This window comes from Sphaerisporangium sp. TRM90804 (assembly GCF_029846175.1).
In the GTDB taxonomy this organism is placed as follows: domain Bacteria; phylum Actinomycetota; class Actinomycetes; order Streptosporangiales; family Streptosporangiaceae; genus Sphaerisporangium.
Genome location: NZ_JARWAC010000011.1, coordinates 98,721 through 124,343 on the forward strand (window position 1 = coordinate 98,721; position 25,623 = coordinate 124,343).

28 protein-coding genes are annotated in these 25,623 nt (G+C 71.5%); 25 read left to right on the forward strand and 3 right to left on the reverse strand.

Translation table 11 applies throughout. The features are described from left to right. Positions 1-89 precede the first annotated feature (89 nt). The 9 genes from hemB (at position 90) to ccsA (ending at position 8,884) form a co-directional block, all read left to right on the forward strand. A complete protein-coding gene (hemB, locus tag PYR91_RS15270; RefSeq protein WP_279780462.1) occupies positions 90-1,079 on the forward strand; it encodes a porphobilinogen synthase in 990 nt (329 codons plus the stop codon). Between the two features lie 82 nt (positions 1,080-1,161). Continuing rightward, positions 1,162-1,815, forward strand: coding sequence for a bifunctional DNA primase/polymerase (locus PYR91_RS15275; protein WP_279780463.1), 654 nt, complete (start codon positions 1,162-1,164; stop codon positions 1,813-1,815). A 34-nt stretch (positions 1,816-1,849) separates the two neighbouring features. After that, complete coding sequence (gene hemL / locus PYR91_RS15280; protein ID WP_279780464.1) at positions 1,850-3,151, forward strand: glutamate-1-semialdehyde 2,1-aminomutase; 1,302 nt, start codon at positions 1,850-1,852, stop codon at positions 3,149-3,151. Positions 3,152-3,225: 74 nt separating this feature from the next. Next, on the forward strand, positions 3,226-4,188 hold the full coding sequence (locus PYR91_RS15285; RefSeq protein ID WP_279780465.1) for a LysR family transcriptional regulator: 963 nt from the start codon (positions 3,226-3,228) through the stop codon (positions 4,186-4,188). Between the two features lie 13 nt (positions 4,189-4,201). Further along, positions 4,202-4,849 (forward strand): histidine phosphatase family protein, encoded by a 648-nt coding sequence (locus PYR91_RS15290; protein WP_279780466.1) that lies wholly within the window; start codon positions 4,202-4,204, stop codon positions 4,847-4,849. Positions 4,850-5,021: 172 nt separating this feature from the next. After that, entirely contained in the window at positions 5,022-5,615 is a 594-nt protein-coding gene (locus PYR91_RS15295) for a TlpA disulfide reductase family protein (RefSeq protein WP_279780467.1), read from the forward strand. A 20-nt stretch (positions 5,616-5,635) separates the two neighbouring features. Beyond that, positions 5,636-6,346 carry a cytochrome c biogenesis protein CcdA gene (locus PYR91_RS15300; protein ID WP_279780773.1) on the forward strand — a complete coding sequence of 237 codons (711 nt, stop codon included), beginning with the start codon at positions 5,636-5,638 and terminating at the stop codon, positions 6,344-6,346. Further along, positions 6,346-7,935, forward strand: coding sequence for a cytochrome c biogenesis protein ResB (locus PYR91_RS15305; RefSeq protein WP_279780468.1), 1,590 nt, complete (start codon positions 6,346-6,348; stop codon positions 7,933-7,935). Before PYR91_RS15300 ends, PYR91_RS15305 begins: the two co-directional genes overlap by 1 nt. Beyond that, entirely contained in the window at positions 7,925-8,884 is a 960-nt protein-coding gene (gene ccsA, locus PYR91_RS15310; RefSeq protein WP_279780469.1) for a cytochrome c biogenesis protein CcsA, read from the forward strand. The genes PYR91_RS15305 and ccsA overlap by 11 nt, the downstream gene beginning before the upstream one ends. Before the next feature lie 57 nt (positions 8,885-8,941). Here the strand turns inward: ccsA and PYR91_RS15315 are convergent, their stop codons facing one another. Beyond that, positions 8,942-9,244 carry a PLD nuclease N-terminal domain-containing protein gene (locus tag PYR91_RS15315; RefSeq protein ID WP_279780470.1) on the reverse strand — a complete coding sequence of 101 codons (303 nt, stop codon included), beginning with the start codon at positions 9,242-9,244 and terminating at the stop codon, positions 8,942-8,944. Between the two features lie 195 nt (positions 9,245-9,439). On the opposite strand from PYR91_RS15315, the gene PYR91_RS15320 reads away from it, so the two are divergent. Together PYR91_RS15320 and PYR91_RS15325 are read left to right on the forward strand one after the other, a co-directional pair. After that, a complete protein-coding gene (locus tag PYR91_RS15320) occupies positions 9,440-10,423 on the forward strand; it encodes a hypothetical protein (protein WP_279780471.1) in 984 nt (327 codons plus the stop codon). Between the two features lie 10 nt (positions 10,424-10,433). Continuing rightward, the gene (locus tag PYR91_RS15325) at positions 10,434-10,682 is read left to right on the forward strand and encodes a hypothetical protein (protein ID WP_279780472.1); all 249 of its coding nucleotides are present in this window, start codon (positions 10,434-10,436) and stop codon (positions 10,680-10,682) included. A 216-nt stretch (positions 10,683-10,898) separates the two neighbouring features. Here PYR91_RS15325 and PYR91_RS15330 read toward each other — a convergent pair whose 3' ends face one another. Beyond that, entirely contained in the window at positions 10,899-11,138 is a 240-nt protein-coding gene (locus PYR91_RS15330) for a BldC family transcriptional regulator (RefSeq protein ID WP_155338405.1), read from the reverse strand. Between the two features lie 293 nt (positions 11,139-11,431). Between PYR91_RS15330 and PYR91_RS15335 the strand changes: the two genes are divergently transcribed. Beyond that, the gene (locus PYR91_RS15335) at positions 11,432-11,632 is read left to right on the forward strand and encodes a DUF4229 domain-containing protein (RefSeq protein WP_279780473.1); all 201 of its coding nucleotides are present in this window, start codon (positions 11,432-11,434) and stop codon (positions 11,630-11,632) included. Here the strand turns inward: PYR91_RS15335 and PYR91_RS15340 are convergent. Continuing rightward, positions 11,629-12,906, reverse strand: a complete 1,278-nt coding sequence (locus tag PYR91_RS15340) for a hypothetical protein (RefSeq protein WP_279780474.1) — start codon at positions 12,904-12,906, stop codon at positions 11,629-11,631. The genes PYR91_RS15335 and PYR91_RS15340 overlap by 4 nt on opposite strands. A gap of 77 nt (positions 12,907-12,983) precedes the next feature. Between PYR91_RS15340 and PYR91_RS15345 the strand changes: the two genes are divergently transcribed. The 13 genes from PYR91_RS15345 (at position 12,984) to nuoK (ending at position 25,586) form a co-directional block, all read left to right on the forward strand. Continuing rightward, positions 12,984-13,718: a demethylmenaquinone methyltransferase gene (locus PYR91_RS15345; protein WP_279780475.1), complete on the forward strand. Its 735-nt coding sequence runs from the start codon at positions 12,984-12,986 to the stop codon at positions 13,716-13,718. Between the two features lie 128 nt (positions 13,719-13,846). Continuing rightward, a complete protein-coding gene (locus PYR91_RS15350) occupies positions 13,847-15,121 on the forward strand; it encodes a geranylgeranyl reductase family protein (RefSeq protein ID WP_279780476.1) in 1,275 nt (424 codons plus the stop codon). A gap of 93 nt (positions 15,122-15,214) precedes the next feature. Next, positions 15,215-15,574 carry an NADH-quinone oxidoreductase subunit A gene (locus tag PYR91_RS15355; RefSeq protein ID WP_030506854.1) on the forward strand — a complete coding sequence of 120 codons (360 nt, stop codon included), beginning with the start codon at positions 15,215-15,217 and terminating at the stop codon, positions 15,572-15,574. Positions 15,575-15,613: 39 nt separating this feature from the next. Beyond that, positions 15,614-16,165: an NADH-quinone oxidoreductase subunit B gene (locus tag PYR91_RS15360; RefSeq protein ID WP_279780477.1), complete on the forward strand. Its 552-nt coding sequence runs from the start codon at positions 15,614-15,616 to the stop codon at positions 16,163-16,165. After that, a complete protein-coding gene (locus PYR91_RS15365; RefSeq protein WP_279780478.1) occupies positions 16,162-16,839 on the forward strand; it encodes an NADH-quinone oxidoreductase subunit C in 678 nt (225 codons plus the stop codon). Before PYR91_RS15360 ends, PYR91_RS15365 begins: the two co-directional genes overlap by 4 nt. Continuing rightward, entirely contained in the window at positions 16,836-18,185 is a 1,350-nt protein-coding gene (locus PYR91_RS15370; RefSeq protein ID WP_279780479.1) for an NADH-quinone oxidoreductase subunit D, read from the forward strand. Before PYR91_RS15365 ends, PYR91_RS15370 begins: the two co-directional genes overlap by 4 nt. Continuing rightward, complete coding sequence (gene nuoE / locus PYR91_RS15375) at positions 18,182-18,850, forward strand: NADH-quinone oxidoreductase subunit NuoE (protein ID WP_279780480.1); 669 nt, start codon at positions 18,182-18,184, stop codon at positions 18,848-18,850. Before PYR91_RS15370 ends, nuoE begins: the two co-directional genes overlap by 4 nt. After that, positions 18,847-20,136, forward strand: coding sequence for an NADH-quinone oxidoreductase subunit NuoF (nuoF, locus tag PYR91_RS15380; protein ID WP_279780481.1), 1,290 nt, complete (start codon positions 18,847-18,849; stop codon positions 20,134-20,136). The genes nuoE and nuoF overlap by 4 nt, the downstream gene beginning before the upstream one ends. Further along, the gene (locus tag PYR91_RS15385; RefSeq protein WP_279780482.1) at positions 20,133-22,544 is read left to right on the forward strand and encodes an NADH-quinone oxidoreductase subunit G; all 2,412 of its coding nucleotides are present in this window, start codon (positions 20,133-20,135) and stop codon (positions 22,542-22,544) included. Before nuoF ends, PYR91_RS15385 begins: the two co-directional genes overlap by 4 nt. After that, the gene (gene nuoH, locus PYR91_RS15390; protein ID WP_279780483.1) at positions 22,541-23,899 is read left to right on the forward strand and encodes an NADH-quinone oxidoreductase subunit NuoH; all 1,359 of its coding nucleotides are present in this window, start codon (positions 22,541-22,543) and stop codon (positions 23,897-23,899) included. Before PYR91_RS15385 ends, nuoH begins: the two co-directional genes overlap by 4 nt. Beyond that, positions 23,886-24,401 (forward strand): NADH-quinone oxidoreductase subunit NuoI, encoded by a 516-nt coding sequence (gene nuoI / locus PYR91_RS15395; RefSeq protein WP_279780484.1) that lies wholly within the window; start codon positions 23,886-23,888, stop codon positions 24,399-24,401. The genes nuoH and nuoI overlap by 14 nt, the downstream gene beginning before the upstream one ends. Continuing rightward, a complete protein-coding gene (locus PYR91_RS15400; protein WP_279780485.1) occupies positions 24,394-25,293 on the forward strand; it encodes an NADH-quinone oxidoreductase subunit J in 900 nt (299 codons plus the stop codon). The genes nuoI and PYR91_RS15400 overlap by 8 nt, the downstream gene beginning before the upstream one ends. Further along, positions 25,290-25,586, forward strand: coding sequence for an NADH-quinone oxidoreductase subunit NuoK (gene nuoK, locus PYR91_RS15405; RefSeq protein WP_184978609.1), 297 nt, complete (start codon positions 25,290-25,292; stop codon positions 25,584-25,586). The genes PYR91_RS15400 and nuoK overlap by 4 nt, the downstream gene beginning before the upstream one ends. The last annotated feature ends 37 nt before the right edge of the window (positions 25,587-25,623 follow it).

A 25,623-nucleotide genomic window follows, 5' to 3' on the forward strand; every position in this document is an offset into this window, starting at 1 on the left:
ACGGGGCAGGCAAGCCGATCGAATCCAGGCCCGCCGCCGTCCGCGCCCCCCGGCGCGGCGGCGTCCGGTCGTGGAGGGGGAGGACCCAGATGAGCAACGCAGGTTTCCCGGCAGTGCGTCTTCGCCGGTTAAGGCGCACGGCGCCGATGCGCCGCATGGTGGCGGGCACCCGGCTGCACCCGTCAGAGCTGGTGCTGCCGATGTTCGTCAAGGAGGGCATCGAGCAGGCCCAGCCGGTCGCGTCGATGCCGGGCGTCGCCCAGCACACGCGCGACTCCCTGCGCAAGGCCGCGCACGAGGCGGCCGAGGCCGGCGTCGGCGGGCTGATCCTGTTCGGCGTCCCCGCCGTCAAGGACGCCAGGGGCTCGGCGGGCGACGACCCCGACGGCATCGTGCAGCGCGCGCTGGCCGACCTGCGCGGCGACCTCGGCGACGCACTGGTGGTCATGACCGACACCTGCCTCGACGAGTTCACCGACCACGGGCACTGCGGCATCCTCACCCCCGAGGGCGAGGTGGACAACGACGCCACGCTGGAGCGCTACGCCTCGGTGGCCGTCGCCCAGGCCGCCGCCGGGTCGGCGTGCATCGCGCCGAGCGGCATGATGGACGGCCAGGTCGCCGCCATCCGCGCCGCCCTCGACGGCGCCGGGTTCTCCCACATCCCGATCCTGGGCTACTCGGTGAAGTACGCCTCTGCCTTCTACGGGCCGTTCCGCGACGCCGCCGAGTGCGCGCCGCGGTTCGGCGACCGCGCCGCCTACCAGCAGGATCCCGCCGGGCCGGTCGGCGAGGCGCTGCGCGAGGTGGCCCTCGACCTCGCCGAGGGCGCGGACGCCGTCATGGTCAAGCCCGCCATGGCCTACCTGGACATCCTGCGCCAGGTGCGCGACACCGTCGACGTGCCCGTCGCCGCCTACCAGGTGAGCGGGGAGTACGCGATGATCGAGGCCGCGGCCGCCAACGGCTGGATCGACCGCGAGCGCGCCATCGACGAGTCGTTGATCGCCATCCGGCGCGCGGGGGCTGACATGATCCTCACCTATTGGGCTACGGAAGTGGCCAGGAGACTATCCTGACGGGCCATTTCCGGGGGTCGAGTCCCCTCGGGCCGCCGCCATCAGGCATCATCGGACAAAGGCCGGGTGGGGGAGGAACGTCATGGTGGGGGTACCGCTTGCGGCTCGCCGAGCGAAAAGGCGAGGGCGATCTCATGGGAAGACGACCACGATCGCGTCGGTGCTCGGGTACGCCGAGCTGGGGTGGGCGAGCGTCGTAGGCGCGCATCCGCTGCGTGAGGGCGCCCGGGCCTGTTCGTGCGACCGGGTCGGCTGTCCCGACCCGGGGGCGCATCCGCTCTCGCCCGCGTGGCAGATGATGGCCACCACGGACGCCGCGTTGCTCAAGCGCTGGTGGGAGCGCGAGCCCGACGCCAACGTGATCCTTCCCACCGGCAGGGTGTTCGACGTCTTCGACGTACCGGGCGCCGCCGGCAGGGCCGCGCTCACCGCGATGGACGTCTCCGGTTTCGCCACGGGCCCGGTCGCCGCCAACGGCGACCGGGTCCTTTTCTATGTCGCCACCCGCGGCGCCCCGGAGGACGAGGACGAGTGGTGGTCGTGCCACCTCGACTTCGCCCCCGAGACGATCGACGCCACCCCCGGCCTGCGCTGGCACTGCCGCGACAGCTACGTGCTGGCCCCGCCCTCGGTGCTCTCCGACGGCACCCAGGCGGGCTGGCTCAGGCCGCCCGACGGCCGTCTCCTGCCCGACCCGCTCCACGTCCTCGACCTTCTCGCCGACGCCTGCGACTGACCTCCCGCCCCGCCCGGGGACTAACCTGGGACGCGTGAGCCGTACGAAGATCTCAGAGGACCTGTTCGAACGCGCCCGCGCCGTCGTGCCAGGCGGTGTCAACTCTCCCGTCCGCGCCTTCGGCGCCGTGGGCGGCACTCCGAGGTTCATGCGGTCAGGCGAGGGCCCCTACATCGTCGACGTCGACGGCAACCGCTACGTCGACCTGGTGTGCTCGTGGGGCCCGATGATCCTCGGGCACCGCCACCCCGCCGTGGTGGAGGCCCTCACCGAGGCGGTGTCGCGCGGCACCTCCTTCGGCACGGCCACGCCCGGCGAGGTCGAGCTCGCCGAGGAGATCGTCGCCCGGGTGGGCCCGGTCGAGAGGATCCGGCTGGTCAACTCCGGCACCGAGGCCACGATGTCCGCCGTCCGGTTGGCGCGCGGCTTCACCGGCCGCTCCCGCGTGGTGAAGTTCGCCGGGTGCTACCACGGCCACGTGGACGCCCTGCTCGCCTCCGCCGGCTCCGGCGTGGTCACCTTCGGCCTGCCCGACACCCCGGGGGTGACCGGCGCGTCGGCCGCCGACACCATCGTGCTGCCGTACAACGACAGCGAGGCGGTGCGCACGGCGTTCCAGGCGTTCGGCGGCGAGATCGCCTGCGTGATCACCGAGGCGTGCCCGGCCAACATGGGGGTCGTGCCGCCCGCCCCGGGCTTCAACTCCCTGCTGCGCGACCTGTGCACGGGCGCCGGCGCGCTGTTGATCCTCGACGAGGTGCTCACCGGCTTCCGTGTCTCGGCCTCCGGCTGGTACGGCCTGGACCCCGTGGAGGCCGACCTGATGACGTTCGGGAAGGTCATGGGCGGCGGCCTGCCCACGGCCGCGTTCGGCGGGCGCGCCGAGGTCATGGCCAGGCTGGCGCCCGAGGGCCCGGTCTACCAGGCGGGCACCCTCTCGGGTAACCCGCTGGCCTGCGCCGCCGGCCTGGCCACCCTGCGGGCCTGCGACGACGAGGTGTACAGCCGGGTGGACGCCGCGGCGCTGGCCGTCGGCACGTCCGCCTCGGAAGCCCTGGCCGCGGCGGGGGTGCCGCACCGGCTCCAGCGCGCGGGCAACCTGTTCTCGGTCTTCTTCACCGACGCCCGGGTCACCGACTTCGCCGCCGCCCAGACCCAGGACACCGCGGCGTACCGCGCGTTCTTCCACGCCATGCTCGACCACGGCGTCTACCTGCCGCCGTCGGCGTACGAGGCGTGGTTCCTGTCGGCCGCGCACGACGACGAGGCGCTCGCCCGCATCGACGACGCCCTGCCCGCCGCCGCCAAGGCGGCGGCCGCCGCCTCCACCGCCTGACCCTCTGCTCTCCGGCCGCCCCTGAGTTCAGCTCGGGGGCGCCCCGCGGCGGTCGATGATTTAGCATCGCTTACATGCTCGATCTCCACCGCCTCAAGGCGCTGCACGCCGTCGCCGTCTACGGTTCGGTGGGCGCCGCCGCCGAGGCGCTCATGGTCACCCCCTCGGCGATCTCCCAGCAGCTCGCCAAGCTGGAGCGCGAGACCGGCGCCACGCTGATCGAGCGCAGCGGGCGGGGCGTCAGGCTCACCGACGCCGCCGGGCTGCTCGCCCAGCACGCCGAGCGCATCCTGGCCCTGGTCGAGACCGCCGAGGCCGACTTCGAGGCGCTGCGCGGCACCGTCGTCGGGCGCCTGTCGATCGCCGCGTTCCCGACGGCCGCGCGGGGGCTGATGCCGGCGGCGCTGCGCGAGCTGAAGAACCGCCACCCCGACCTCGACCTCCTGCTCTACGAGCGCGAGCCCGAGCGTCAGATCCGCGAGGTCAACCGCGGCGAGATCGACCTCGTCGTCGTACAGGACTGGCTGAACCGGCCGATCGCCATCCCCGAGGGCCTCGCCCGCGCGCCGCTGTTCGACGACGTGGCCGACGTCGTGCTGCCCGCCGGTCACCCGCTGGCCGGGCGGCGCGAGCTCGACCTGGCCGAGCTGAGCGGCGAGCGGTGGATCAGCGGCTCCCCGGGCACCATCTGCCACGAGTGGCTGGTGGTCACGCTGCGGACGGCGTCGCTGGAGCCCGACTTCTCCTGCGTGGCCGACGAGTACCCGACCCAGATCGCCCTGGTCGCCGCCGGGCACGGCTGCGCCATCGTGCCCAGGCTCGGCCGCGGAGCGCTGCCGGACGGGGTGCGCGTGGTGCCCGTCCGGCCCCGCCCGACGCGGCGCATCTTCGCGCTGTGGCGCGCCGACGCCGCCCGGCGCCCGGCGATCCGCGCCGCCGTCGAGGTGCTGCGTCAGCTCAGCCCGTCGCTGGAGCCTGGGACGCTTGTGAGCGCCGCCACGCCGTCAAGCCACGCCCCGCACCATTCGGGCCAGTAGGCTGGTGTCCGTCATGACTGAAAGCACCGTCGTCCACCTGCTCCGGCACGGAGAGGTGCACAATCCAGAGGGCCTGCTGTACGGCAGGCTGCCCGGGTACCACCTCTCCGACAACGGCCGGTCCATGGCCGACATGGTGGCCAAGGCGCTGCAGGGCCGCGACATCGTCGCCGTCCACAGCTCCCCTCTCGAACGCGCCCAGGAGACCGCCGCGCCGGTCGCCGGGTCGCACGACCTGCCGATCCAGACCGACGAGCGGCTGACCGAGGCCGACAACGTCTTCCAGGGCCTCGTGCTCGGCACCATGTTCCGCATGCCCCGGCACTACCGGCACATGTGGAACCCCCGGCGCCCCTCCTGGGGCGAGCCCTACGCCGTGATCATCGAACGCATGCGCTCGGTGATCGACGACGTGCGGGTGGCCGCGCGCGGGCACGAGGCGGTCCTGGTCAGCCACCAGCTCCCGATCTGGATCATCCGGCTGGCCGCCGAGCGCCGCCGGCTGTGGCACGACCCCCGCCGGCGTCAGTGCGCGCTGGCCAGCCTGACCACCTTCACCTTCGACGGCGACCGGCTCACGAGCGTGGGTTACAGCGAGCCCGCGGGCGCGCTGATCAAGCCCATGCCGAGGCCCAGGAAGAGCGTCGGCGAAGGCGCCTGAGGCCCCGGCCGTCCCGGCGAACCGCCCCCGCGGTGGCGTCGCCGGGCCCGGCGGCGAGGCCGGGCGGGCCCGCGGCCTGAGGCCCGGGCGGCGACGCCCCGATTTCGAGGGGGAGGCCCGTGCTCGGTAGGGTTGGGCTCTACCGAGCGTAGTGCAAGGAGATCTCACCGCCGTGTCCGCGAAGTCACGCGCCCTCGCCATCGTGCTCGCCGTGACCGTCCTCGCCGGTTGCGCGGGCAGCCAGGGCGCCCAGCCGCAGTCGGGCGACACCCGCTTCGTCGCGGGTGACGGCACCGTGCGGATGTTCGCCGCCTCCGAGCGGCAGGCCGCCCCCGCGATCTCCGGCGAGACGCTGGAGGGCACCCCGGCGAGCCTGGCCGCCCACCGCGGCAAGGTCGTCGTGCTCAACTTCTGGGCCTCCTGGTGCGCGCCCTGCCGCAGCGAGGCGCCGGTGCTGAAGGACGTCGCGGCCAAGACCAGGCCACGCGGGGTCGAGTTCCTCGGCGTCGACTTCAAGGACGACCGCGCGCAGGCGCTGGCCTTCCAGCGCACCCAGAAGCCCGGCTACCCGAGCCTGTTCGACCAGCCGGGCAAGGTCGCGCTCGCGTTCCACGGCATGGTCAACCCCGCGGCGATCCCCTCCACGCTCGTCATCGACCGACAGGGCCGGGTCGCCGCGCGCGCCCTCGGCGAGGTCAGGTACAGCGACCTGCTCGACGCGGTCACCAAGGTCGCCGATGAGAGCACCGCCGTAGGCACGCGGTGAGCGGCGACCTCGCGGGGACGATGGCGGCCGGCTCGCTGCTGCTGGCGGTGCCGGTCGCGGCGGCCGCGGGGCTGGTCTCCTTCCTGTCGCCGTGCGTGCTGCCGCTGGTGCCCGGCTACCTGTCGTACGTCACGGGCATGAGCGACGACCCCCGGCGCGGGCGCATGGTCGCCGGCAGCGGGCTCTTCGTCCTGGGCTTCTCGCTGGTCTTCGTACTGGGCGGCGCGCTGTTCGGCGGCCTCGGCGCCGCGCTGCTCGGCAACGCCGAGGTGGTCACCCGGGTGCTCGGCGGGCTCACGATCGTGCTCGGGCTGGCGTTCGCCGGCCTGGTGCCCGGCCTCCAGCGCGACCTGCGCATCCACCGGTTCCCCGCCGCCGGGCTGGCGGGCGCGCCGCTGCTCGGCGTGGTGTTCGGCCTCGGGTGGACCCCCTGCATCGGCCCCACGCTCTCGGCGGTGCTCGCGCTCTCGCTCGACCAGGCCAGCGCGGCCCGGGGCGCCACCCTGGCCTTCGCGTACGCGCTCGGGCTGGGCCTGCCCTTCGTGCTGGCCGCCCTGGCCTACCGCAAGGCCCTGCGCACGTTCACGGCGGTGCGCCGCCACACGCCCCTCATCACCCGGGCCGGCGGGGCGATGCTGGTCCTCGTCGGGGTGCTGCTGGTGACCGGCCTGTGGGGGCAGTTCATCGCGAGCCTGCAGGGCTGGGTGGGCGGATTCGAGCCGGTGATCTGATGACCTCCACCGAAGAGCTCCGGCCCGACCCCGCGAGCCCCGCCGGCCTCGGCCCCCTGGGGTGGATGCGCTGGGCCTGGCGGCTGCTCACCTCCATGCGCACGGCGCTGATCCTGCTGTTCCTGTTCGCGCTCGCCTCCGTGCCCGGGTCGTTGTACCCGCAGCGGTCGATCAGCCCCGAGAAGGTCACCCAGTACTTCACCGACAGCCCGGAGCTGGCCCGCTGGCTCGACCGGCTGTGGCTGTTCGACGTCTTCACCTCCCCGTGGTTCGCCGCGACCTACCTGCTGCTGTTCCTCTCGCTCGCCGGGTGCGTCCTGCCGCGCGCCTCCGTCCACCTGCGCGAGCTCAGGCGCAGGCCCCCGGCGGCGCCGCGCAACCTGTCGCGCCTGCCCCGGCACGCCTCCTTCGCCGCCGAGGGCGCCACCGTCGAGAGCGTGGCCGCCGTCCTGCGGCGCAGGCGGTTCAGGACGGTCACCGGCCCCGGGTGGGTCGCCGCCGAGAAGGGCTACCTCCGCGAGACCGGCAACCTGCTCTTCCACGCCGCGCTGCTCGCGCTGCTGGTCGCCGTCGGCGCCGGCGGGCTGTACGGCTACCGGGGCAACGTGCTGGTCGTGGAGGGCAACGGCTTCGCCAACACCGTCGCCGCCTACGACAGGTACATCCCCGGGGCCCAGGTGTCGGCCGAGGCGCTGGAGCCGTTCCACTTCACGCTGAAGGACTTCCAGGCCTCCTACATCGCCACCGGGGAGCGGCGCGGCCAGCCGCTCGACTTCACGGCCCGGCTCGCGGTGAGCGACCGTCCCGGCGCGCCGGAGCGGACGCACGTCCTGAAGGTCAACGAGCCGCTCGACGTCGCAGGCACGCAGACCTACCTGCTCGGGCACGGCTACGCCCCCACGTTCAAGATCCTCGACGGCAAGGGGCAGGTCGCCTTCGAGGGGCCCGTGCCCTGCCTGCCGGTCGACCAGGTGACCTACACCTCCGAGTGCGTGATCAAGGCCCCGGACGCCGAGCCCGATCAGCTCGGGTTCCTGGTGCGCTTCCTGCCGACGGCCCTGCCCGCCGCCGACGGCACGTGGGTGTCGGTCTTCCCCGGCGCCGCCAACCCGACGGCCCAGGTCTTCGCGTTCTCCGGCGACCTCGGCATGAGGTCGGGGGAGCCGCAGTCGGTCTACCGGCTTGAGACCACCCACCTCAAGCCGCTGGTCATGGGAGACAAGACCAAGCCGCTGGCCGTCGGCGAGAAGCTGGAGCTGCCGGGCGGCGCGGGGTCGATCCAGCTCACCGGCGTGCGCGAGTGGATCAGCCTGCAGATCGCCCACGACCCCGGACGGCTCCCGGCCCTGCTGGCCGCCATCCTGTCCGTCGTGGGGCTGGTGCTTTCGCTGACCGTCCGCCGCCGCCGGGTCTGGGTGCGGGTCGGCGAGCCCGGCGACGACGGCGTCACGACGGTCGAGGTCGGCGGGCTGACGCGCACCGAAGGCGGTCCCGCCTTCGAGGAGGAGTTCGACCGGGTCGTCACGGCCCTTCAAAGCCCCGGGGCCGCCGAGGCGGCCGCGCGGGAAGGAGTGAGGAATGCCCACTGAGGTCGATCCAGGGCTCGCCGGGCTCAGCGACACGCTGATCCTGGCGACGGTTCTGCTGTACGTCGTGGCGATGGTCGCCTACGCGCTCGACCTGGCCTTCGGCCGGGCGCGCACGGCCGATCCCGAGCGACGGCTGGTCGCGGCCGGCGGCGTCGACGCCGCCGACGCCGCCACCGGCACCGCCGAGGCCCCGGCCGCGGGTGGCGAGGGCCGGGAGCGGCCCGCCTGGGCGGCCAGGGCGGGCGCCGTCGCGGTCGCGCTGAGCTGGCTCGGCTGGGCCGCCAACGCCGGCGCCGTGGTCACGCGGGGCGTCGCGGTCGGCCGCTGGCCGTGGGGCAACATGTACGAGTTCGTGGTGGCCATCTGCCTCGCCGCCGTCACCGCCTTCCTGCTGATGCAGGCGCGCCAGCCCGTGCGCTTCCTCGGCGCCTTCGTGTCGGCCGCCGCCGCGCTCGGCATCGGCTTCGCCGTGCGCTACCTGCACGTCCAGGCGGGCCCGGTGGTGCCGGCGCTCAACTCCTACTGGATCGCCATCCACGTGTCCGCCGCCATCATCGCCAGCGGGCTGTTCATCATCGCCGGGACGTCGGGCATCCTGTTCCTGGCCCGCAAGGACGGGCCCTCGCGGCTGCCCGGCCGTGCCGAGCTGGAGAGCCTCGCCCACCGCGCGATCGTGCTCGCCTTCCCCGTGTGGACGTTCGCGGTGATCGCGGGCGCCCTCTGGGCCGACAAGGCGTGGGGCCGCTACTGGGGCTGGGACCCCAAGGAGGTGTGGGCGTTCATCACGTGGGTCGCCTACGCGGCCTACCTGCACGCGAGGGTCACCGCGGGATGGCGGGGCAAGGCGGCCACCATCGTGCAGCTGATCGCCTTCGCAACCCTGCTGTTCAACCTCGTCGGGGTGAACATCTTCATCTCGGGTCTGCACTCCTACGCGCAGGTGCCCTGACGCGCGGAGGGCCTGGTCCGCCGGCCGGCGCTCGTGGCCGTACCGGCGGGGAAGGGGTCAGTCGTCCTCGCGGCGAAGGCGCCGGTCGAGGTCGCGCAGGAAGTCGGGGTCGTCATCGGGGCCACGGGGGACGGAGGGGCGGGGTCGGCCGGCCGTGCGGCGACGGGTCACGGTCTGCTCGCTCAGCGGACGGCCGAGCATCATCCACAACAGGCCCCCGAGGACGGGGATCAGCACGACGATCAGCACCCACAACATCTTGGGTACGTTTCGCACGTCTTCCTCGGGTGTCGTGATCGCGTCGAACAGACAGTAGAGCCAGAAGGCCAACAGCGCCAGGCCGATAAGCACGCTAGGCATGTCCGCAGCGTAAGCCATCCGACGCTAGATCGTGTCCTCGGGGCGTGCGCGGGGCGCTCCGGCTGGGGTGCATCCCTTAGGCATACCTGGTGACTTCCCCCGTGCCCTCAACGTACGGTGGACCGTGACCACGGCCGGCCGAAGGGAGAGACGCGTGCGCGTTCTCACACTCGCACGGGCCCTCTGGCCGTCGCGTTGACGGCGTTCTCCGGCGACCGCGGTCGCCACCGCAGAGGGTCGCGCTGGCGGCGTCGCGGGTCCTACGGCACGCCGTACCGCCCCGAGGCCCCGCGCGAGGGGGCGGCTGAGGCTCCCGACGCCCGGCGCGCCGAGACGCCCGGTGAGCGCCGCGGGGAGGTTCCCCGCGAAGGGCGCGCCGACCGCCGCGACGGCGGCCGCAGGCCGAACCGCCGCGAGAGCCGGGCCGACTCCTTCTGGAAGGGCGAGCAGCCCCGGCCCGACTCCGTGGGCGCGGTCACCGCCCCCGTGGTCGACCGGCCGCAGTACATCTGGCGCGACTTCGAGCTCGACGACGAGCCGCCGCTGGCGCAGCCCAACTCGCCCGACACCCCCGACCAGCGCGACGGGCTTCGGCACTGCGGCCCGCTGGAGCGCATCCTGTACCGCCAGTGGGACGCCGCCGACGGCCCGCCGTCGGCCGACGCCGTCCGCGCCGTCGACAGCCTCGCCCGGCTGCCCGAGCGGCTGAAGAAGCTCCTGGCGGTCGGGCTCGACGGCATCTACGTCGGCCCCGGCGGCGTGCCCGACCTGGACGACATGGGCTACCTGCGCGGCGCGCCGCTCCCCTCGGGCCGGGCGACGTGGGACGTCTGCGCGGGGGCGTACGGTGACCGCAAGATCGTCGTGGGCGACCGGCCGTCGCCCACCCCCGACGTCATGATGCACGAGACCGGCCACGCGCTCGACGACATCGACGCCCCTCCGGGCGACTGGGTGTCCGACTCGCCGGAGTTCGTGGCCCTGTACACGCGGTGCGGGCCGCTGTTCGCCTCCACGTTCCACCAGCAGCCGGGCGGCCTGGGCCGCAAGGAGTTCTTCGCCGACGCCTTCGCGGCCATCGCGTCGCGGCAGCGTCCGGCGCTGGTCGACATGCTCGGCGGGGACACCCGCGCCGCCCTCGACGTCATGCTGTTCTTCAACCGGCGCTACGGAATCTAGGTGGTCCGCCATGTACGTCATCCGGCTCGCGGACGGCACGCTGCGGATCCCGCGCACGCTCACCAGCGGTGACGGCCGCCTGATCGGCAACGCGTACGTGGAGGTCGCTCCGAGCGACCCCGACTACGAGAGGTGGCTGCCGGAGTCGGTGACCGAGGAGCAGGACGCCGAGCGGCGCAGGCGCTGGCGGGAGGAGAACGACGACCTCGAACGGGAGTTCCTGGCGTTCAAGGAGTCGCAGGCGGAGTCCGACCGGTGAGCCGGTCGCGCGCCCGCTTCGCAGGCGCCGCGCGGGCGGGCCCAATGCGAGAGAGCGCTCCGCCGGAGCTGCACCGTAAAACCATTAAAGGACATGCAAAAATTAAACAGTGACCCTGCGGCTTCCGGGGGCGCGCAGGATCACCGGGTTGTGCGTCGGCTGGAGTTCACCGGACCGTGCGTCGTGCGCCTGGCGCGGATGGCTCTGACCTGCACATCAGACACGCGGCGAGTCGCCGTTCGGCCGATCGGCCGTCAGGACTTCCTCGCCGCGCAGGAGAGCGTGCACCTCCGACTCACGGAAGCGACGGTGCCCTCCGGGAGTACGGATGCTGCTGATGCGCCCTGCCGCTGCCCAGCGTGTCACCGTTTTCGGATCGACCCGGAAGAGGGCGGCAACCTCTCCGGGGGTCAGCAGACGTTCGCTGCTACTCTCCACAATCTCTCCCCCTCGCATCCCGCATCCTGAAGCGGGCGGACAGGTATCCAGTTTGCCGAGCAAAAACTGATATATCCGTGATTTACCGGGAAAGATCACGGGTTGTTATCAGCTGACTGCCCGTTTGTTATATGATAGAGCCTCTTTGGGGCGCTCGTGGGTGTTTCTTTACAAAAGCGCTGTCTTGGGAACACTAGCAGTGCTCGCTCCCGATGCGAAGCGAGCACGTGTAATGGTCACGCGCCATAACGCCGGCCGGCCGCGGGCGGGCGGTAGACCGCTCCATGGGCCGGTGACGTACTCTCGTCGGTGTGCGTCCGTTTCTGGTTTACAGCGCGTCACGCCTCGGCCTGTTCGCCGTCACTCTCGGTGTGCTCTTCGTGGTCGGCCTGCGCGATCTCTTCTGGCTCCTCGTGATCAGCCTGGTGATCAGTGGGGTGGCCAGCTTCGTGCTGCTGTCGAAGCAGCGCGACGCGGTGAGCAGGCAGATCAGCAGGGAGCGCGAGAGTTAGGGGAGCGGGAACATGCCGACCCGGGCATGGTACTCGCGTCCGAGGCGCGTGGTGTCGCTTCCGACGAGAAGGCCGCCTTTGTGAGGCAGGAACGCTTTGACGCCGATGCCCCGCTCACGCGTGGGGTTCCAGGCGAGCGCTTTACCGGTCGCGGGGTCGATCGCGCCGATGCCCGGCCGCGCCTTGGCGCCCGGGCCGGCGGTGTCGGAGCCGCCCGGGTTGTCCAGCCAGCGCTGGTGGCCGCCGACGTAGACGGCCGACCCCGTAACGGCCACTGAGTACAGCGAGTCGCCCCCTGTGTAGTTGATCCACGCGGGCTTGACGGGCCCGCGGGAATAGGTGCCGAACCGCGCCGCCGAATCGCAGAGCTTGCGCGTCCCCTTGGCGCCCCCTGTCGTCACCACGACGAAATACTGACCATCGGGTGAGAAATCCAGGCCGCGGACGTAAGAGGGGAACGCTTCCTTACACGCGGCGGCGTACGACTCGGTGCGCCAGGCGTCCACTCGCGGGCGGGCGGCGCCGATGTCGATCAGCCCGACCTGGGGCCTTCGCAGGCCGTCAAGGGTGGTGAAAGAGCCGTCGACGGCCAGCCGGTCGCGGGAGGCGGCCATCGCGTACACCTTGAGGTCGCCGCCGAGCGCGCCGCCGGGCGTGACGGTGAAGGCGGGGTCGGCCTCGCCGGTCGCGGCGTCCAGGCGGGCCAGGGCGGGCCGCGCCGCGCGGCCGATGCCGGTGAAGTCGCCCCCGGCGTACAGATGACCGCCCCGCAGCACCAGGCTGGAGACGCCGCCGCCGCGCACCGCCGCCGCGAACCCCGGCACGGGCGAGCCGTCGGCGAGGGAGAGCCGGACCAGCCCCCGCCCCTCGCGCGCCCCCGCGGCCGAGTAGAAGGCGCCCCCGGCGTACACCGAACCGTCGGGCCCGGCCGCCAGCGCGTGCACCGGGCCGTCCAGGCGGGGGGCGAAGCGGGGGTCGACCCGCCCGGTGCGCAGGTCGAAGGCGAACAGGTTGCTCCTGGACAGCGACCGGGAGCCGCCCGCCTCGCGCACCTGGCCGAAGTCGCCGCCGACGATCACGGTGGTGCCGGCGAGGGCGAAGGCGTTGACGATGCCGTCGAGCACGTGGGGCGTGGTGTCCACGGGGTCGGCCGACACGACGCCGGCGTGCGGGACGCCGCCGGCCGACGCAGCGGCGGGGGGGAACAGGAGGAGGGCGCCTGCGAGGAGGGAGGCGGTCGCGACCGCCGGCCTCGGCGACTTTCTGGCGAACATTTCATAATTCCTAGCAGACACAGGGTGACGTGACGGCTACTTTCGGTTGATCGCCCAGGTCGCACTAAGCTGGCGCCATGACGCGTGCATCCCTGGACAAACAGCCGCACGAGGTCGCGGCGATGTTCGACCGCACGGCCGAGCGCTACGACCTGGTCAACGACGTCCTGTCCCTCGGGCAGGACCGCCTGTGGCGCAGAGCGGCCGCGGCCGCGGTGGACGCCGGCCCGGGCGAGCTCGTCCTCGACCTGGCCGCCGGCACCGGCACCTCCACCGACGCCTTCACCGGCCTGGGGGCGCGGGCCATCGCGTGCGACTTCTCGCTGGGCATGCTCCGCACCGGCGCCCGCAGGCGCGGCGGCTCGGGCCTGTCCGGCGGCGGGGTGCGCGGGGTGACCTTCGTGGCCGGCGACGCCCTGCGGCTCCCGTTCGCCGACGGCGCCTTCGACGCCGTGACGATCTCCTTCGGGCTGCGCAACGTCCACGACACCGACGGCGCGCTGCGCGAACTGCTGCGGGTGACCCGCCCCGGCGGCCGGCTGCTGGTCTGCGAGTTCTCCCGCCCCACGGTCAAGCCGTTCGACCTCGTCTACACGCAGTACCTCATGAAACTGCTGCCGCCGGTCGCGCGGGCCGTCAGCTCCAATCCCGACTCCTACGAGTACCTCGCCGAGTCGATCCGCGAGTGGCCCGATCAGGCCGCGCTGGCGGGGCTTCTCCAGCGGGCCGGGTGGGAACGGGTGGCGTGGCGCAATCTCTCCCTGGGCATCGTGGCGCTCCACCGCGGTGTCCGACCGACCTCGGGAGAGTAGGTAAGCTCCAACTGACATCGGGCAGGGGAAAAGGGCTAGACTTCCGCAGACATGTTTGTGAAGTAGTTCACAAAGGCACGAAGGCCCCAAACCCCGAGGCCCTCGACACCCAGGACAGGACAGGTCCCGTGAGCGAGTCAGCCCCCGCGGCGGACGCCGACGTCATCGTCGTCGGCGCAGGTCCCGCGGGTTCGACCACGGCCTTCTATCTCGCACAGGCCGGCCTCGACGTGCTGCTGCTGGAGAAGACCCGCTTCCCGCGCGAGAAGGTGTGCGGGGACGGTCTGACGCCCCGTGCCGTCAAGGAACTGATCGCGATGGGCGTCGACATCGACGCCCCCGGATGGGTCAGGAACAAGGGGCTGCGCGCCGTCGGCGGCGGCCACCGCCTGGAGCTCGCCTGGCCCGAGCTGTCGAGCTTCCCCGACTTCGGCCTCGTGCGCACGCGCATGGACTTCGACCAGATCCTCGCCGCCCACGCCGAGCGGGCCGGCGCCACCCTGCTGCAGGGCGTCAACGTCACCGCCCCGGTGCTCGACCCGCGCAGCGGCCACGTCGTCGGCGTGCGGGCCAGGCGCGACGGCGAGCCGGTGACCTACCGCTCGCGCCTGGTCGTCGCCGCCGACGGCAACTCCACGCGGCTGTCGGTCTCCATGGGCCTGCACAAGCGCGCCGACCGGCCGATGGGCGTGGCCGTGCGCACCTACTTCACCAGCCCCCGGCACGACGACGACTGGCTGGAGACCTGGCTCGAGCTGTGGGACACCGACGAGAACGGCGGCTCGCGCCTGCTGCCCGGCTACGGCTGGGTGTTCGGGGTGGGCGACGGCACCAGCAACGTCGGGCTGGGCCTGCTCAACACCAGCGAGGCCTTCCAGAACATCGACTACCGCGACCTGCTGCGCCGCTGGGTGAAGAACATGCCGTCGGAGTGGGGGTTCTCCGAGGAGAACATGACCGGGCCGATCCGGGGCGCCGCGCTGCCGATGGCCTTCAACCGGCAGCCGCACTACACCAACGGCCTGGTGCTGGTGGGCGACGCCGGCGGAATGATCAACCCGTTCAACGGGGAGGGCATCGCCTACGCGATGGAGACCGGCCGCATCGCGGCCGACACCATCGTCTCGGCCCTGTCCGGCACCTCCCCGGCGCGGCGCGAGCGTGTGCTGCGCGCATATCCGAAGACTCTCAAGGACGCCTACGGCGGTTACTTCACCCTCGGCCGGGGGTTCGTCGAAGCGATCGGCAAGCCCGGTGTCATGAGCTTCGTGACGAGGCACGGGATGCCACATCCCACTCTGATGCGGTTCGCGCTGAAACTCCTTGCTAATCTCACGGACCGGCGGGGCGACGCGTCAGACCGCATCATCCAAGCTCTGTCCAAGGTCACGCCGCCGGCATGACATCCAGCACCCGGAACGAAGATCGATGATCGCCCTGCCTAGACTCAGCAACCGACTGACCGACGCTTCAGCGCCAAGAGGGGACGCATAGCGATGGAACTGTATGTGCCGATCGTGGTGCTCGCGGTCCTCGCGGCGGGCTTCGCCGTCTTCTCCGTGGGCATCGCCCCCTTCACCGGCCCCAAACGCTGGAACCGGGCCAAGCTCGACGCCTACGAGTGCGGCATCGAGCCGACGCCGCAGCCCGTGGGCGGTGGACGGTTCCCGCTGAAGTACATGATCACCGCGATGCTCTTCATCGTGTTCGACATCGAGATCATCTTCCTTTATCCGTGGGCGGTCGCCTTCGACAAGCTCGGGGTCTTCGGGTTGGTCGAGATGGTGCTGTTCATCGTCACCGTCCTGGTCGCGTACGCCTACGTGTGGCGTCGCCGCGGCCTGGACTGGGACTGAGAGGCGGCGTGCCGGAGGCGCGCGAGAGGGAGCGTTGATATGGGTCTCGAAGAGAAACTGCCGAGCGGGTTCGTCCTGTCCACGGTGGAGCAGGCGGCCGGATGGGCGCGCAAGAACTCCGTCTGGCCGGCGACGTTCGGCCTGGCCTGCTGCGCCATCGAGCTGATGGCCACCGGCGGCCCCAACCACGACCTGGCCCGGTTCGGCATGGAGCGCGCGTCCGCCACGCCCCGCCAGGCCGACCTGATGATCGTGGCCGGCCGGCTCTCGCAGAAGATGGCGCCGGTGCTGCGGCAGATCTACGACCAGATGCCCGAGCCGAAGTGGGTCATCGCGATGGGCGTCTGCGCCTCCAGCGGCGGCATGTTCAACAACTACGCGATCGTGCAGGGCGTCGACCACGTCGTGCCGGTGGACATCTACCTGCCCGGCTGCCCGCCGCGCCCCGAGATGCTCATCGACGCCATCGTCAAGCTGCACGACAAGATCCAGAACATGAAGTTCGGCGCGCACCGCGCCAAGCAGATCGAGGAGCTGGAGCTGCGGGCTCTGCGGTCGCTTCCGCTCATCGATCAGGGGACCTCCAAATGAGCAGTGACAACCTTCCCGGCATCCCGCAGGAGCCCGTCGCCCGCCGCGGCATGTTCGGCGCCGCGGACGCCGGCGACACCTCCGGCTACAACCGGCTGGTCGTGCGCCGGGCGCCCAAGCTCTCCAGCGCCCGGCCCTACGGCGGCTACTTCGACGAGGTCGCCGACGCGCTGGAGCGCGTCGCGGGCGACTCCTTCGATGGCATGGTCGAGCGCGTGGTCGTCGACCGCGGCGAGCTGACGCTGCACGTGGCCCGTGAGCGGCTGCCGGAGGTCATGTCGCACCTGCGCGACGACCCCGCCCTGCGCTTCGAGCTGTCGCTCGGCGTCTCGGGCGTGCACTACCCCGAGGAGGCCGGCGCCGAGCTGCACGCGGTCTACCATCTGTGCTCCATCACCTTCAACCGGCGGGTACGGGTCGAGGTGTCCTGCCCCGACGCCGACCCGCACATCCCGTCCACGGTGTCGGTCTACCCCACGCACGACTGGCACGAGCGCGAGACCTACGACTTCTTCGGCATCGTCTTCGACGGCCATCCGGCGCTGACCCGCATCGAGATGCCCGACGACTGGGACGGTCACCCGCAGCGCAAGGACTACCCGCTCGGCGGCATCCCGGTGGAGTACCGCGGCGCCACCATCCCCGCGCCGGACCAGAGGAGGTCGTACGCATGACCGCCATCCACGGCGGCGAGACCGCCCACGACGACACCGCCACCGAGGGCAGGGTCTACAACGTCAACGGCGAAGACTGGGACGACGTCGTACGCGGCGCCGCCTCCTCCTCCGAGGAGCGCCTGGTCATCAACATGGGCCCGCAGCACCCGTCGACCCACGGCGTGCTCCGGCTCGTGCTGACCCTCGACGGCGAGAACGTCACCGAGGCCCGCACGGTGATCGGCTACCTGCACACGGGCATCGAGAAGAACATGGAGTTCCGGACGTGGACCCAGGGGGTCACGTTCGTCACCCGCATGGACTACCTGTCGCCGATCTTCAACGAGGCGGCGTACTGCATGGCGGTGGAGAACCTGCTCGGCATCTCCGACCGCGTCCCGCAGCGCGCGCAGGTCATCCGGGTCATGATGATGGAGCTCAACCGCATCTCCTCCCACCTCGTGGCGATCGCCACCTTCGGCCTGGAGCTGGGCGCGACCACGCCCATGCTGTTCGGCTTCCGTGAGCGCGAGCTGGTGCTCGACCTGTTCGAGTACATCACCGGCCTGCGCATGAACATGGCGTACGTCCGGCCGGGCGGCGTGTCGGTCGACCTTCCCGCGGGCGCCGTCGACAAGATCGGCGAGTTCCTGAAGATCATGCCCGGCCGCATCAAGGAGATGCGCAAGCTCCTGGACGCCAACCCGGCCTACACCCGGCGCACCAAGGACGTCGCCTACCTCGACCTGACCGGCTGCATGGCCCTCGGCATCACCGGGCCGATGCTCCGGGCGGCGGGCCTGCCGTGGGACCTGCGCAAGTCGCAGCCCTACAGCGGGTACGAGACCTACGACTTCGAGGTGCCCACCGAGACCTCCTGCGACGTCTACGGCCGCTACCTGGTGCGCGTGGCCGAGATGGAGGAGTCTCTCAAGATCATCAGCCAGTGCCTCGACCGGCTCTCCGGCTCCGAGCTCAAGGGCAAGCCGGTGATGATCGAGGACAAGAAGATCGGCTGGCCGGCGCAGCTCGCGCTCGGCCCGGACGGCCTCGGCAACTCGCCCGACCACATCGCCCACATCATGAGCTCCTCGATGGAAGCGCTCATCCACCACTTCAAGCTGGTGACCGAGGGCTTCAGGGTGCCGGCCGGGCAGGCGTACGTCGCCGTCGAGTCGCCCCGGGGCGAGTTGGGCGCGCACGTCGTGAGCGACGGGGGCACCCGCCCCTACCGCGTGCACTTCCGCGACCCGTCCTTCACGAACCTGCAGGCCGTGCCCGCCACCTGCGAAGGCGGTATGGTCGCCGACGTCATCGCCGCGGTCGCGTCCATCGACCCGGTCATGGGAGGTGTTGACCGGTGACGACCTATTCGCCGGAAGTCCGCGAGCGTCTCGAACGCGACGCCAAGGAGATCATCGGGCGCTACCCGAAGACCCGCTCCGCGCTGCTGCCCCTGCTGCACCTGGTGCAGGCCGAGGACGGCTACGTCTCCGACGCCGGGCAGGAGTTCTGCGCCGAGATGCTCGGCCTGACCAAGGCCGAGGTCGTGGGCGTCTCGACGTTCTACACGATGTACAAGCGCAAGCCCGTGGGCGAGTACCACGTGGGCGTGTGCATCAACGCCCTGTGCGCCGTCATGGGCGGCGACCAGATCTGGGACGAGCTGTCGGAGCACGTGGGCGTCGGCAACGGCGACACCACCACCGACGGCCGGGTGTCGCTGGAGCGCATCGAGTGCAACGCCGCCTGCGACTTCGCCCCGGTCATGATGGTCAACTGGGAGTTCTTCGACAACCAGACCCCCGAGTCGGCCAAGCGGCTCGTGGACGACCTTCGCGCGGGCAAGGAGGTCAGGCCCACCCGCGGGCCCGACCGCCTGTGCAGCTTCAAGGAGGTCTCGCGTGTGCTCGCGGGGCTGCCGGACGGCCAGGCGGGCGAGGGCCCGTCGGCGGCCGGCCCGTCGGTCGAGGGCCTGAAGCTCGCCAAGACCAACGGATGGACGGCACCGAAGGGGGCCTCGGAATGACCACCCTGACTCCGGTCCTCACCGCGAACTGGGACCGGGCGGACTCCTTCACCCTCCAGGGGTACGGGGAGTACTCGGCTGCCAAGAAGGCGCTGGGCATGGAGCCCGACGCCATCATCAAGGCCGTCAAGGACTCCGGGCTGCGCGGCCGCGGCGGCGCCGGCTTCCCGACCGGCATGAAGTGGGGGTTCATCCCCCAGGGCGACGGCAAGGCGCACTACCTCGTCGTCAACGCCGACGAGTCGGAGCCGGGCACCTGCAAGGACATCCCGCTCATGATGGCCAACCCGCACGCCTTGGTCGAGGGCGCCATCATCACCGCGTACGCCATCCGCGCGAACCAGGCGTTCATCTACATCCGCGGCGAGGTCGTCCACGTCATCCGCCGGGTGCAGGCGGCCGTCCGCGAGGCGTACGAGAAGGGCTACCTCGGCACCGACATCTTCGGCTCCGGCTACGACCTTGAGCTGGTCGTGCACATCGGCGCCGGCGCCTACATCTGCGGCGAGGAGACGGCGCTGCTCGACTCGCTGGAGGGCTACAGGGGCCAACCTCGGCTCAAGCCCCCCTTCCCCGCCGTCGCGGGCCTCTACGCGTGTCCCACCGTCATCAACAACGTCGAGTCCATCGCCAGCGTTCCCAGCATCGTCGCCAACGGCGCCGACTGGTTCGCGGGCATGGGCACCGAGAAGTCCAAGGGCTTCGGCATCTTCTCGCTGAGCGGGCACGTCACCCGCCCCGGGCAGTACGAGGCGCCGCTCGGCATCACGCTGCGCGAGCTGCTCGACATGGCTGGCGGAGTGCGGGCCGGGCACCGGCTGAAGTTCTGGACGCCCGGCGGGTCGTCCACCCCGATCTTCACCGACGAGCACCTGGACGTGCCGCTCGACTTCGAGTCGGTCGGCGCCAAGGGCTCTATGCTCGGCACCCGGGCGCTGCAGATCTTCGACGACACCACCTGCGTGGTGCGGGCCGTGATGCGCTGGACCGAGTTCTACGCCCACGAGTCCTGCGGCAAGTGCACCCCCTGCCGGGAGGGGACCCACTGGCTCAAGCAGGTGCTGCGGCGCCTCGAGAAGGGCCAGGGCACCGAAGAGGACCTCACCACCATCACCGACATCGCCGACAACATCCTGGGCCGTTCGTTCTGCGCCCTGGGCGACGGCGCCACCAGCCCGATCCATTCTTCGGTGAAGTACTTCCGCGACGAGTACCTCAAGCACTTCGAGATCGGCGGATGCCCGTTCGACCCGGCGGCGTCCACCGTGTGGGGGGCCAGCGCATGACCGTTCAGACACCTTCGGAGGGACAGGTCGAGCAGCCCGTCGACATGGTCAGCCTGACCATCGACGGCTTCCAGATCGCCGTGCCCAAGGGCACGCTGCTGATCCGGGCGGCCGAGCTGCTCGGCATCCAGATCCCGCGCTTCTGCGACCACCCGCTGCTGGAGCCGGTGGGCGCCTGCCGGCAGTGCCTGGTCACCATCGAGGGCATGCCCAAGCCGGCCGCCTCCTGCACCATCGTGTGCACCGAGGGCATGGTCGTGCAGACGCAGCTCACCTCGCCGGTCGCCGAGAAGGCGCAGCGCGGGGTCATGGAGCTGCTGCTCATGAACCACCCGCTCGACTGCCCGGTCTGCGACAAGGGCGGCGAGTGCCCCCTGCAGAACCAGGCCATGTCCAACGGGCAGGGCGAGACCCGCTTCCAGGAGGAGAAGCGCACCTTCGAGAAGCCCATCCCGCTCTCTACCGAGGTGCTGCTCGACCGCGAGCGGTGCGTCCAGTGCGCCCGCTGCATCCGCTTCGCCGACGAGATCGCCGGCGACCCGCTCATCGACTTCTTCGAGCGCGGCGCCGCCGAGCAGGTCGGCGTGGCCGACGGCGAGCCGTTCCAGTCGTACTTCTCCGGCAACACCATCCAGATCTGCCCGGTGGGCGCCCTCACCGGCGCCGCGTACCGCTTCAGGGCCCGACCGTTCGACCTCGTGTCGACCCCGAGCGCCTGTGAGCACTGCGCGAGCGGGTGCGAGCTGCGCACCGACCACCGCCGCGGCCGGGTCACCCGCCGCCTGGCCGGGGACGACCCGCAGGTCAACGAGGAGTGGAACTGCGACAAGGGCCGGTGGGCGTTCGCCTACACCAACGCGCCCGACCGCCTGCGCAGCCCGCTGGTCCGCGACGAGACCGGCCACCTGCGGCCGGCGTCCTGGCCCGAGGCCCTCACCGCCGCCGCCGAAGGGCTGGCCAGGGCCAGGGGCAGGGCCGGCGTGCTGGTCGGCGGCCGCGTCACGGTCGAGGACGCCTACGCCTACGCCAAGTTCGCCCGCGTCGCGCTCGGCACCAACGACGTCGACTTCCGCGCCCGCCCGATGTCGGACGAAGAGGCCGAGTTCCTCGCCCACGCCGTCGCCGGCAAGGGCATCGAGGTCTCCTACGCCGACCTGGAGAAGGCCCCGGCCGTGCTCCTGGCCGGGTTCGAGCCCGAGGAGGAGTCCCCGATCGTCCACCTGCGCCTGCGCAAGGCGTGGCGCAAGCGGGGTCTGCCGGTCTTCGCGATCGCGCCGTTCGCCACCCAGAGCCTGGCCAAGATGGGCGGCACGCTGATCCGCGCGCTGCCCGGCACCGAGGCCGAGGCGATCGGCGAGCTGATCTCCGGCTCCACGCCCTCCGCCGAGGCGCTGCGGCGGCCCGGCGCGATCATCCTGGTCGGCGAGCGGCTGGCCACCTCGCACGGCGCCCTGTCGGCCGTCCTGCGCCTGAGCGCGGCCACCGGCGCCCGCCTGGCCTGGGTGCCCCGGCGCGCGGGCGAGCGCGGCGCGATCGAGGCCGGCGCGCTGCCCGGCCTGCTGCCCATCGGCCGCCCGGTGTCCGACGAGGCCGCCCGCGCCGAGGTCGCCCGCGCCTGGAACGTCTCGGCCGTCCCGCAGACGCCGGGACGCGACACCGCGGGCATCCTGGCCGCCGCGCTCGAAGGCGACATCGACGCCCTGGTCGTCGGCGGAGTCGACCCCTACGACCTGCCCGACCCCGAGGCGGCGCTCGCGGCCCTGGAGAACACCCCGTTCATCGTCTCGCTGGAGATCCGCGCCAGCGCCGTCACCGACCGCGCCGACGTGGTCCTGCCGGTCGCGGCCGTCTCCGAGAAGAGCGGCACGTTCGTCGACTGGGAGGGCCGCGGCCGCTCGTTCGAGCGGGCCATCGAGGTTCCCGGCGTGCTCAGCGACCTGCGGGCGATCAGCGCCATCGGCGACCACATGGACGTCCACCTGGGCCTGCCCGACCCCGCCGCCGCGCGCCGCGAGCTCACCGCCCTCGGCGCCTGGCGCGGCCCGCGCGCCGCCGGGCCGAACGTCTCCGGCGGCGGGCACGCCGAGCCGGCGGCCGGCGAGGCCGTCCTGGCGACCTGGCACCTGCTGCTGGACGCCGGCCGCCTCCAGGACGGCGAGCCCTACCTCGCCGGCACCGGCCGCGCCGTGGAGATCCTGGTGTCGGAATCCACGGCCGCCGAGATCGGAGCCGTCGACGGCGGTAAGGTCACGATCACCACGGAGGGCGGCACGGTCACCCTGCCCGCACGGGTGGCCGATCTTCCCGACCGGGTCGTCTGGGTGCCGTCGAACTCCGCCGGCTGCTCGGTGACCCGCGACCTGCGCGCCGTGGCCGGTGACGTCGTCAAGATCGGGAGCGCCCAATGACCCCGCGCATGCTTCTCGCCGACCCGAACGTGCCCGGCTTGGCCGACTTCGGCAAGGATCCTCTGTGGATCACCATCATCAAGGCGCTGTTCATCTTCGTCTTCCTGATGCTGGGCGTGGTCTTCGGCGTTTGGACCGAGCGCAAGCTCATCTCGCGGATGCAGCACCGCTACGGCCCCAACCGCGCGGGCAAGTTCGGCCTGCTGCAGTCGATCGCCGACGCCATCAAGATGGGCCTGAAGGAGGACATCCTCCCGAGGACCGTCGACAAGGTGATCTACCTGCTCGCGCCGATCGTCATCGCGGTGCCGGCGTTCCTGTCGTTCTCGATCATCCCGTTCGGCCCGATGGTGTCGATGTTCGGCGTCCGCACGCCGCTGCAGCTCACCGACCTGCCGGTGGCGGTGCTGCTCGTGCTGGCCATGGCCTCGATCGGCGTGTACGGCATCGTGCTCGCCGGGTGGGGCTCGCGCTCGCCGTACGCCATGCTCGGCGGCCTGCGCTCCACGGCCCAGGTCATCTCCTACGAGATCGCGATGGGCCTGTCGTTCGTGGCGGTGTTCCTGTTCGCGGGCACGCTGTCGACGTCAGAGATCGTGGCCAAGCAGGCGTCCGGCGGCAGCTTCGCGCTCGGCGGCCTCGACATCCCGTTGCCGTCCTGGTACGCCGTGCTGCTGATCCCGTCGTTCCTGATCTACGTGATCACGATGCTGGGTGAGACCAACCGCGTCCCCTTCGACCTGCCCGAGGGCGAGGGCGAGCTGGTCGGCGGCTTCCACACCGAGTACTCCTCGTCGCTGAAGTTCGCGATGTTCCAGCTCGGCGAGTACATCAACGTGTTCACCGTCTCAGCGCTGTGCATCACGCTCTTCCTCGGCGGCTGGCACGCGCCGTGGCCCATCTCGCTGTGGGACGGCGCGAACGTCGGCTGGTGGCCGATGCTGTGGTTCTTCGTCAAGCTGGTGCTGCTGTTCGGCTTCTTCGTCTGGGTGCGCGCCTCGCTGCCGCGTATCCGGTACGACCAGCTCATGGCCTTCGGCTGGAAGGTGCTGATCCCGCTGAACCTGGCGTGGATCCTCCTGGTCGCCTCCGTCCGCGCCCTGAACCTGGCCGGCGCGCAGCGCACGATGGTGCTGGTCATCGCGGCGGTCGTCGTGGTCGGGTGCCTGGCGATCTACTTCCGGTTCGACACGGTCAACCAGCGCCGTCGCGAGGCCCAGGAGGAACGGGTCCGCGAGGAGTACGAGCGGCTCGGTGAGGAGCCCACGGCCGGCGGCTTCCCGGTGCCCGCGCTCGACCTGCCGCACTACCACGGCGTCAACGGACGCAAGGAGGTCCCCAGTGGGACTAACTGATTTCCTGAACCCCGTGAAGGGGTTCGGGGTGACCTTCCACCACATGTTCAAGAAGCCGGTGACGGTCCAGTATCCCGAGGAGAAGCGGCCGACCGCGCCCCGGTTCCACGGCCGTCACCAGCTGAACCGGTGGCCCGACGGGCTCGAGAAGTGCGTCGGCTGCGAGCTGTGCGCGTGGGCCTGCCCCGCGGACGCCATCTTCGTGGAGGGCGCCGACAACACCGACGACGAGCGCTACTCGCCGGGGGAGCGGTACGGCAGGACGTACCAGATCAACTATCTGCGGTGCATCCTGTGCGGCCTGTGCATCGAGGCGTGCCCGACACGCGCGCTCACGATGACCAACGAGTACGAGCTCGCCGACTCCAGCCGTGAGAGCCTGATCTACACCAAGGAGATGCTGCTCGCGCCGCTGTCTCCGGGCATGGAGACCCCGCCGCACCCCATGCGGCTCGGCGAGACCGAAGAGGACTACTACCGGTTGGGCCGCAGCAATGGGTGAGACCATCACGTTCTGGGTGCTGGCGGTCGTCTCGGTGACCGCCGCGTTCGGGCTCGTCTTCAGCCGCAAGGCGGTGTACTCCGCGCTCATGCTGGGCGTGGTGATGCTCTCGCTCGCGGCGCTCTACGCCGTGCAGGACGCCCCGTTCCTGGCCGTGGTGCAGATCATCGTCTACACCGGCGCGGTCATGATGCTGTTCCTGTTCGTGCTCATGCTGGTGGGCGTCGACTCCTCCGACTCCCTGGTCGAGACGATCAGGGGTCAGCGGTTCTGGGCGTTCGTGGCGGGCCTCGGCTTCGCCGTCCTGCTCGCCGCGGGCATCGGCAACGTCGCGTTCGCCGCTCCCACCGGGCTGGCCGGCGCGGTCGCCACCGAGGGCGGCAACGTGCCGTCCCTCGCGGCCCTGATCTTCACGCGCTACGTGTTCGCGTTCGAGATCACCTCCGCGCTGCTCATCACCGCCGCGCTCGGCGCGATGGTGCTGGCGCACCGCGAGCGCAGCGCGCCCAAGCCCACGCAGAAGGACCTTTCGCGCGCCCGGTTCCTCGGCGGGCATCCCGCGCCGCTGCCCGGCCCCGGCACCTACGCCCGGCACAACGCGATCGACATGCCCGCGCTGCTGCCCGACGGCTCGGTCTCGGAGCTGTCGGTCAACCGGTTCATCGCCCGGCACGACGTCGAGGGCGGCAGGCTGCCGGACAACCCCCGGCTCGCGCAGGCGATCCGCAACGTCGCCGCGGGCGGCACCCGCGCCGAGCAGCCGAAGGTCGTCCAGGGCGTCGCAGAGGAGCCCGAGGCCGCGGCGCCCGCCGGCGACAAGCCGAAGGCCGCGCAGACCACCGGCCCGGCCGCCGAGAGCCGCGACGGCCGTGCCGAGGAGGAGAGCAAGTGACCACCCACTACCTGGTGCTCTCCGCGCTGCTGTTCGCCATCGGCGGCGTGGGCGTGCTGGTGCGCCGCAACGCCATCGTGGTGTTCATGTGCGTGGAGCTCATGCTCAACGCCTGCAACCTGGCCTTCGTCACCTTCGCCCGCCAGCACGGCAACCTTGAGGGGCAGGTCATCGCGTTCTTCGTGATGATCGTGGCCGCCGCGGAGGTCGTCGTGGGGCTCGCGATCATCGTGACGATCTTCCGAACCCGCAGGTCCGCGTCGGTGGACGACGTCAACCTGCTGAAGTACTAAGAGGTGGCCGTGGAACCCGCTGAGATCGTCCAGCACT

Coding starts and splice junctions, on each gene's coding strand:
- ccsA (WP_279780469.1), top strand. CDS start 7,925: ATGCCCACTGAGGTCGATCCAGGGCTCGCCGGGCTCAGCGACACGCTG.
- PYR91_RS15385 (WP_279780482.1), top strand. CDS start 20,133: ATGACCGTTCAGACACCTTCGGAGGGACAGGTCGAGCAGCCCGTCGAC.
- nuoF (WP_279780481.1), top strand. CDS start 18,847: ATGACCACCCTGACTCCGGTCCTCACCGCGAACTGGGACCGGGCGGAC.
- PYR91_RS15370 (WP_279780479.1), top strand. CDS start 16,836: ATGACCGCCATCCACGGCGGCGAGACCGCCCACGACGACACCGCCACC.
- PYR91_RS15365 (WP_279780478.1), top strand. CDS start 16,162: ATGAGCAGTGACAACCTTCCCGGCATCCCGCAGGAGCCCGTCGCCCGC.
- nuoH (WP_279780483.1), top strand. CDS start 22,541: ATGACCCCGCGCATGCTTCTCGCCGACCCGAACGTGCCCGGCTTGGCC.
- PYR91_RS15330 (WP_155338405.1), bottom strand. CDS start 11,138: ATGCGAGGGGGAGAGATTGTGGAGAGTAGCAGCGAACGTCTGCTGACC.
- PYR91_RS15290 (WP_279780466.1), top strand. CDS start 4,202: ATGACTGAAAGCACCGTCGTCCACCTGCTCCGGCACGGAGAGGTGCAC.
- PYR91_RS15345 (WP_279780475.1), top strand. CDS start 12,984: ATGACGCGTGCATCCCTGGACAAACAGCCGCACGAGGTCGCGGCGATG.
- PYR91_RS15285 (WP_279780465.1), top strand. CDS start 3,226: ATGCTCGATCTCCACCGCCTCAAGGCGCTGCACGCCGTCGCCGTCTAC.
- PYR91_RS15340 (WP_279780474.1), bottom strand. CDS start 12,906: ATGTTCGCCAGAAAGTCGCCGAGGCCGGCGGTCGCGACCGCCTCCCTC.
- PYR91_RS15400 (WP_279780485.1), top strand. CDS start 24,394: ATGGGTGAGACCATCACGTTCTGGGTGCTGGCGGTCGTCTCGGTGACC.
- hemB (WP_279780462.1), top strand. CDS start 90: ATGAGCAACGCAGGTTTCCCGGCAGTGCGTCTTCGCCGGTTAAGGCGC.
- PYR91_RS15355 (WP_030506854.1), top strand. CDS start 15,215: ATGGAACTGTATGTGCCGATCGTGGTGCTCGCGGTCCTCGCGGCGGGC.
- PYR91_RS15305 (WP_279780468.1), top strand. CDS start 6,346: ATGACCTCCACCGAAGAGCTCCGGCCCGACCCCGCGAGCCCCGCCGGC.
- PYR91_RS15275 (WP_279780463.1), top strand. CDS start 1,162: ATGGTGGGGGTACCGCTTGCGGCTCGCCGAGCGAAAAGGCGAGGGCGA.
- PYR91_RS15360 (WP_279780477.1), top strand. CDS start 15,614: ATGGGTCTCGAAGAGAAACTGCCGAGCGGGTTCGTCCTGTCCACGGTG.
- PYR91_RS15315 (WP_279780470.1), bottom strand. CDS start 9,244: ATGCCTAGCGTGCTTATCGGCCTGGCGCTGTTGGCCTTCTGGCTCTAC.
- PYR91_RS15325 (WP_279780472.1), top strand. CDS start 10,434: ATGTACGTCATCCGGCTCGCGGACGGCACGCTGCGGATCCCGCGCACG.
- PYR91_RS15300 (WP_279780773.1), top strand. CDS start 5,636: ATGGCGGCCGGCTCGCTGCTGCTGGCGGTGCCGGTCGCGGCGGCCGCG.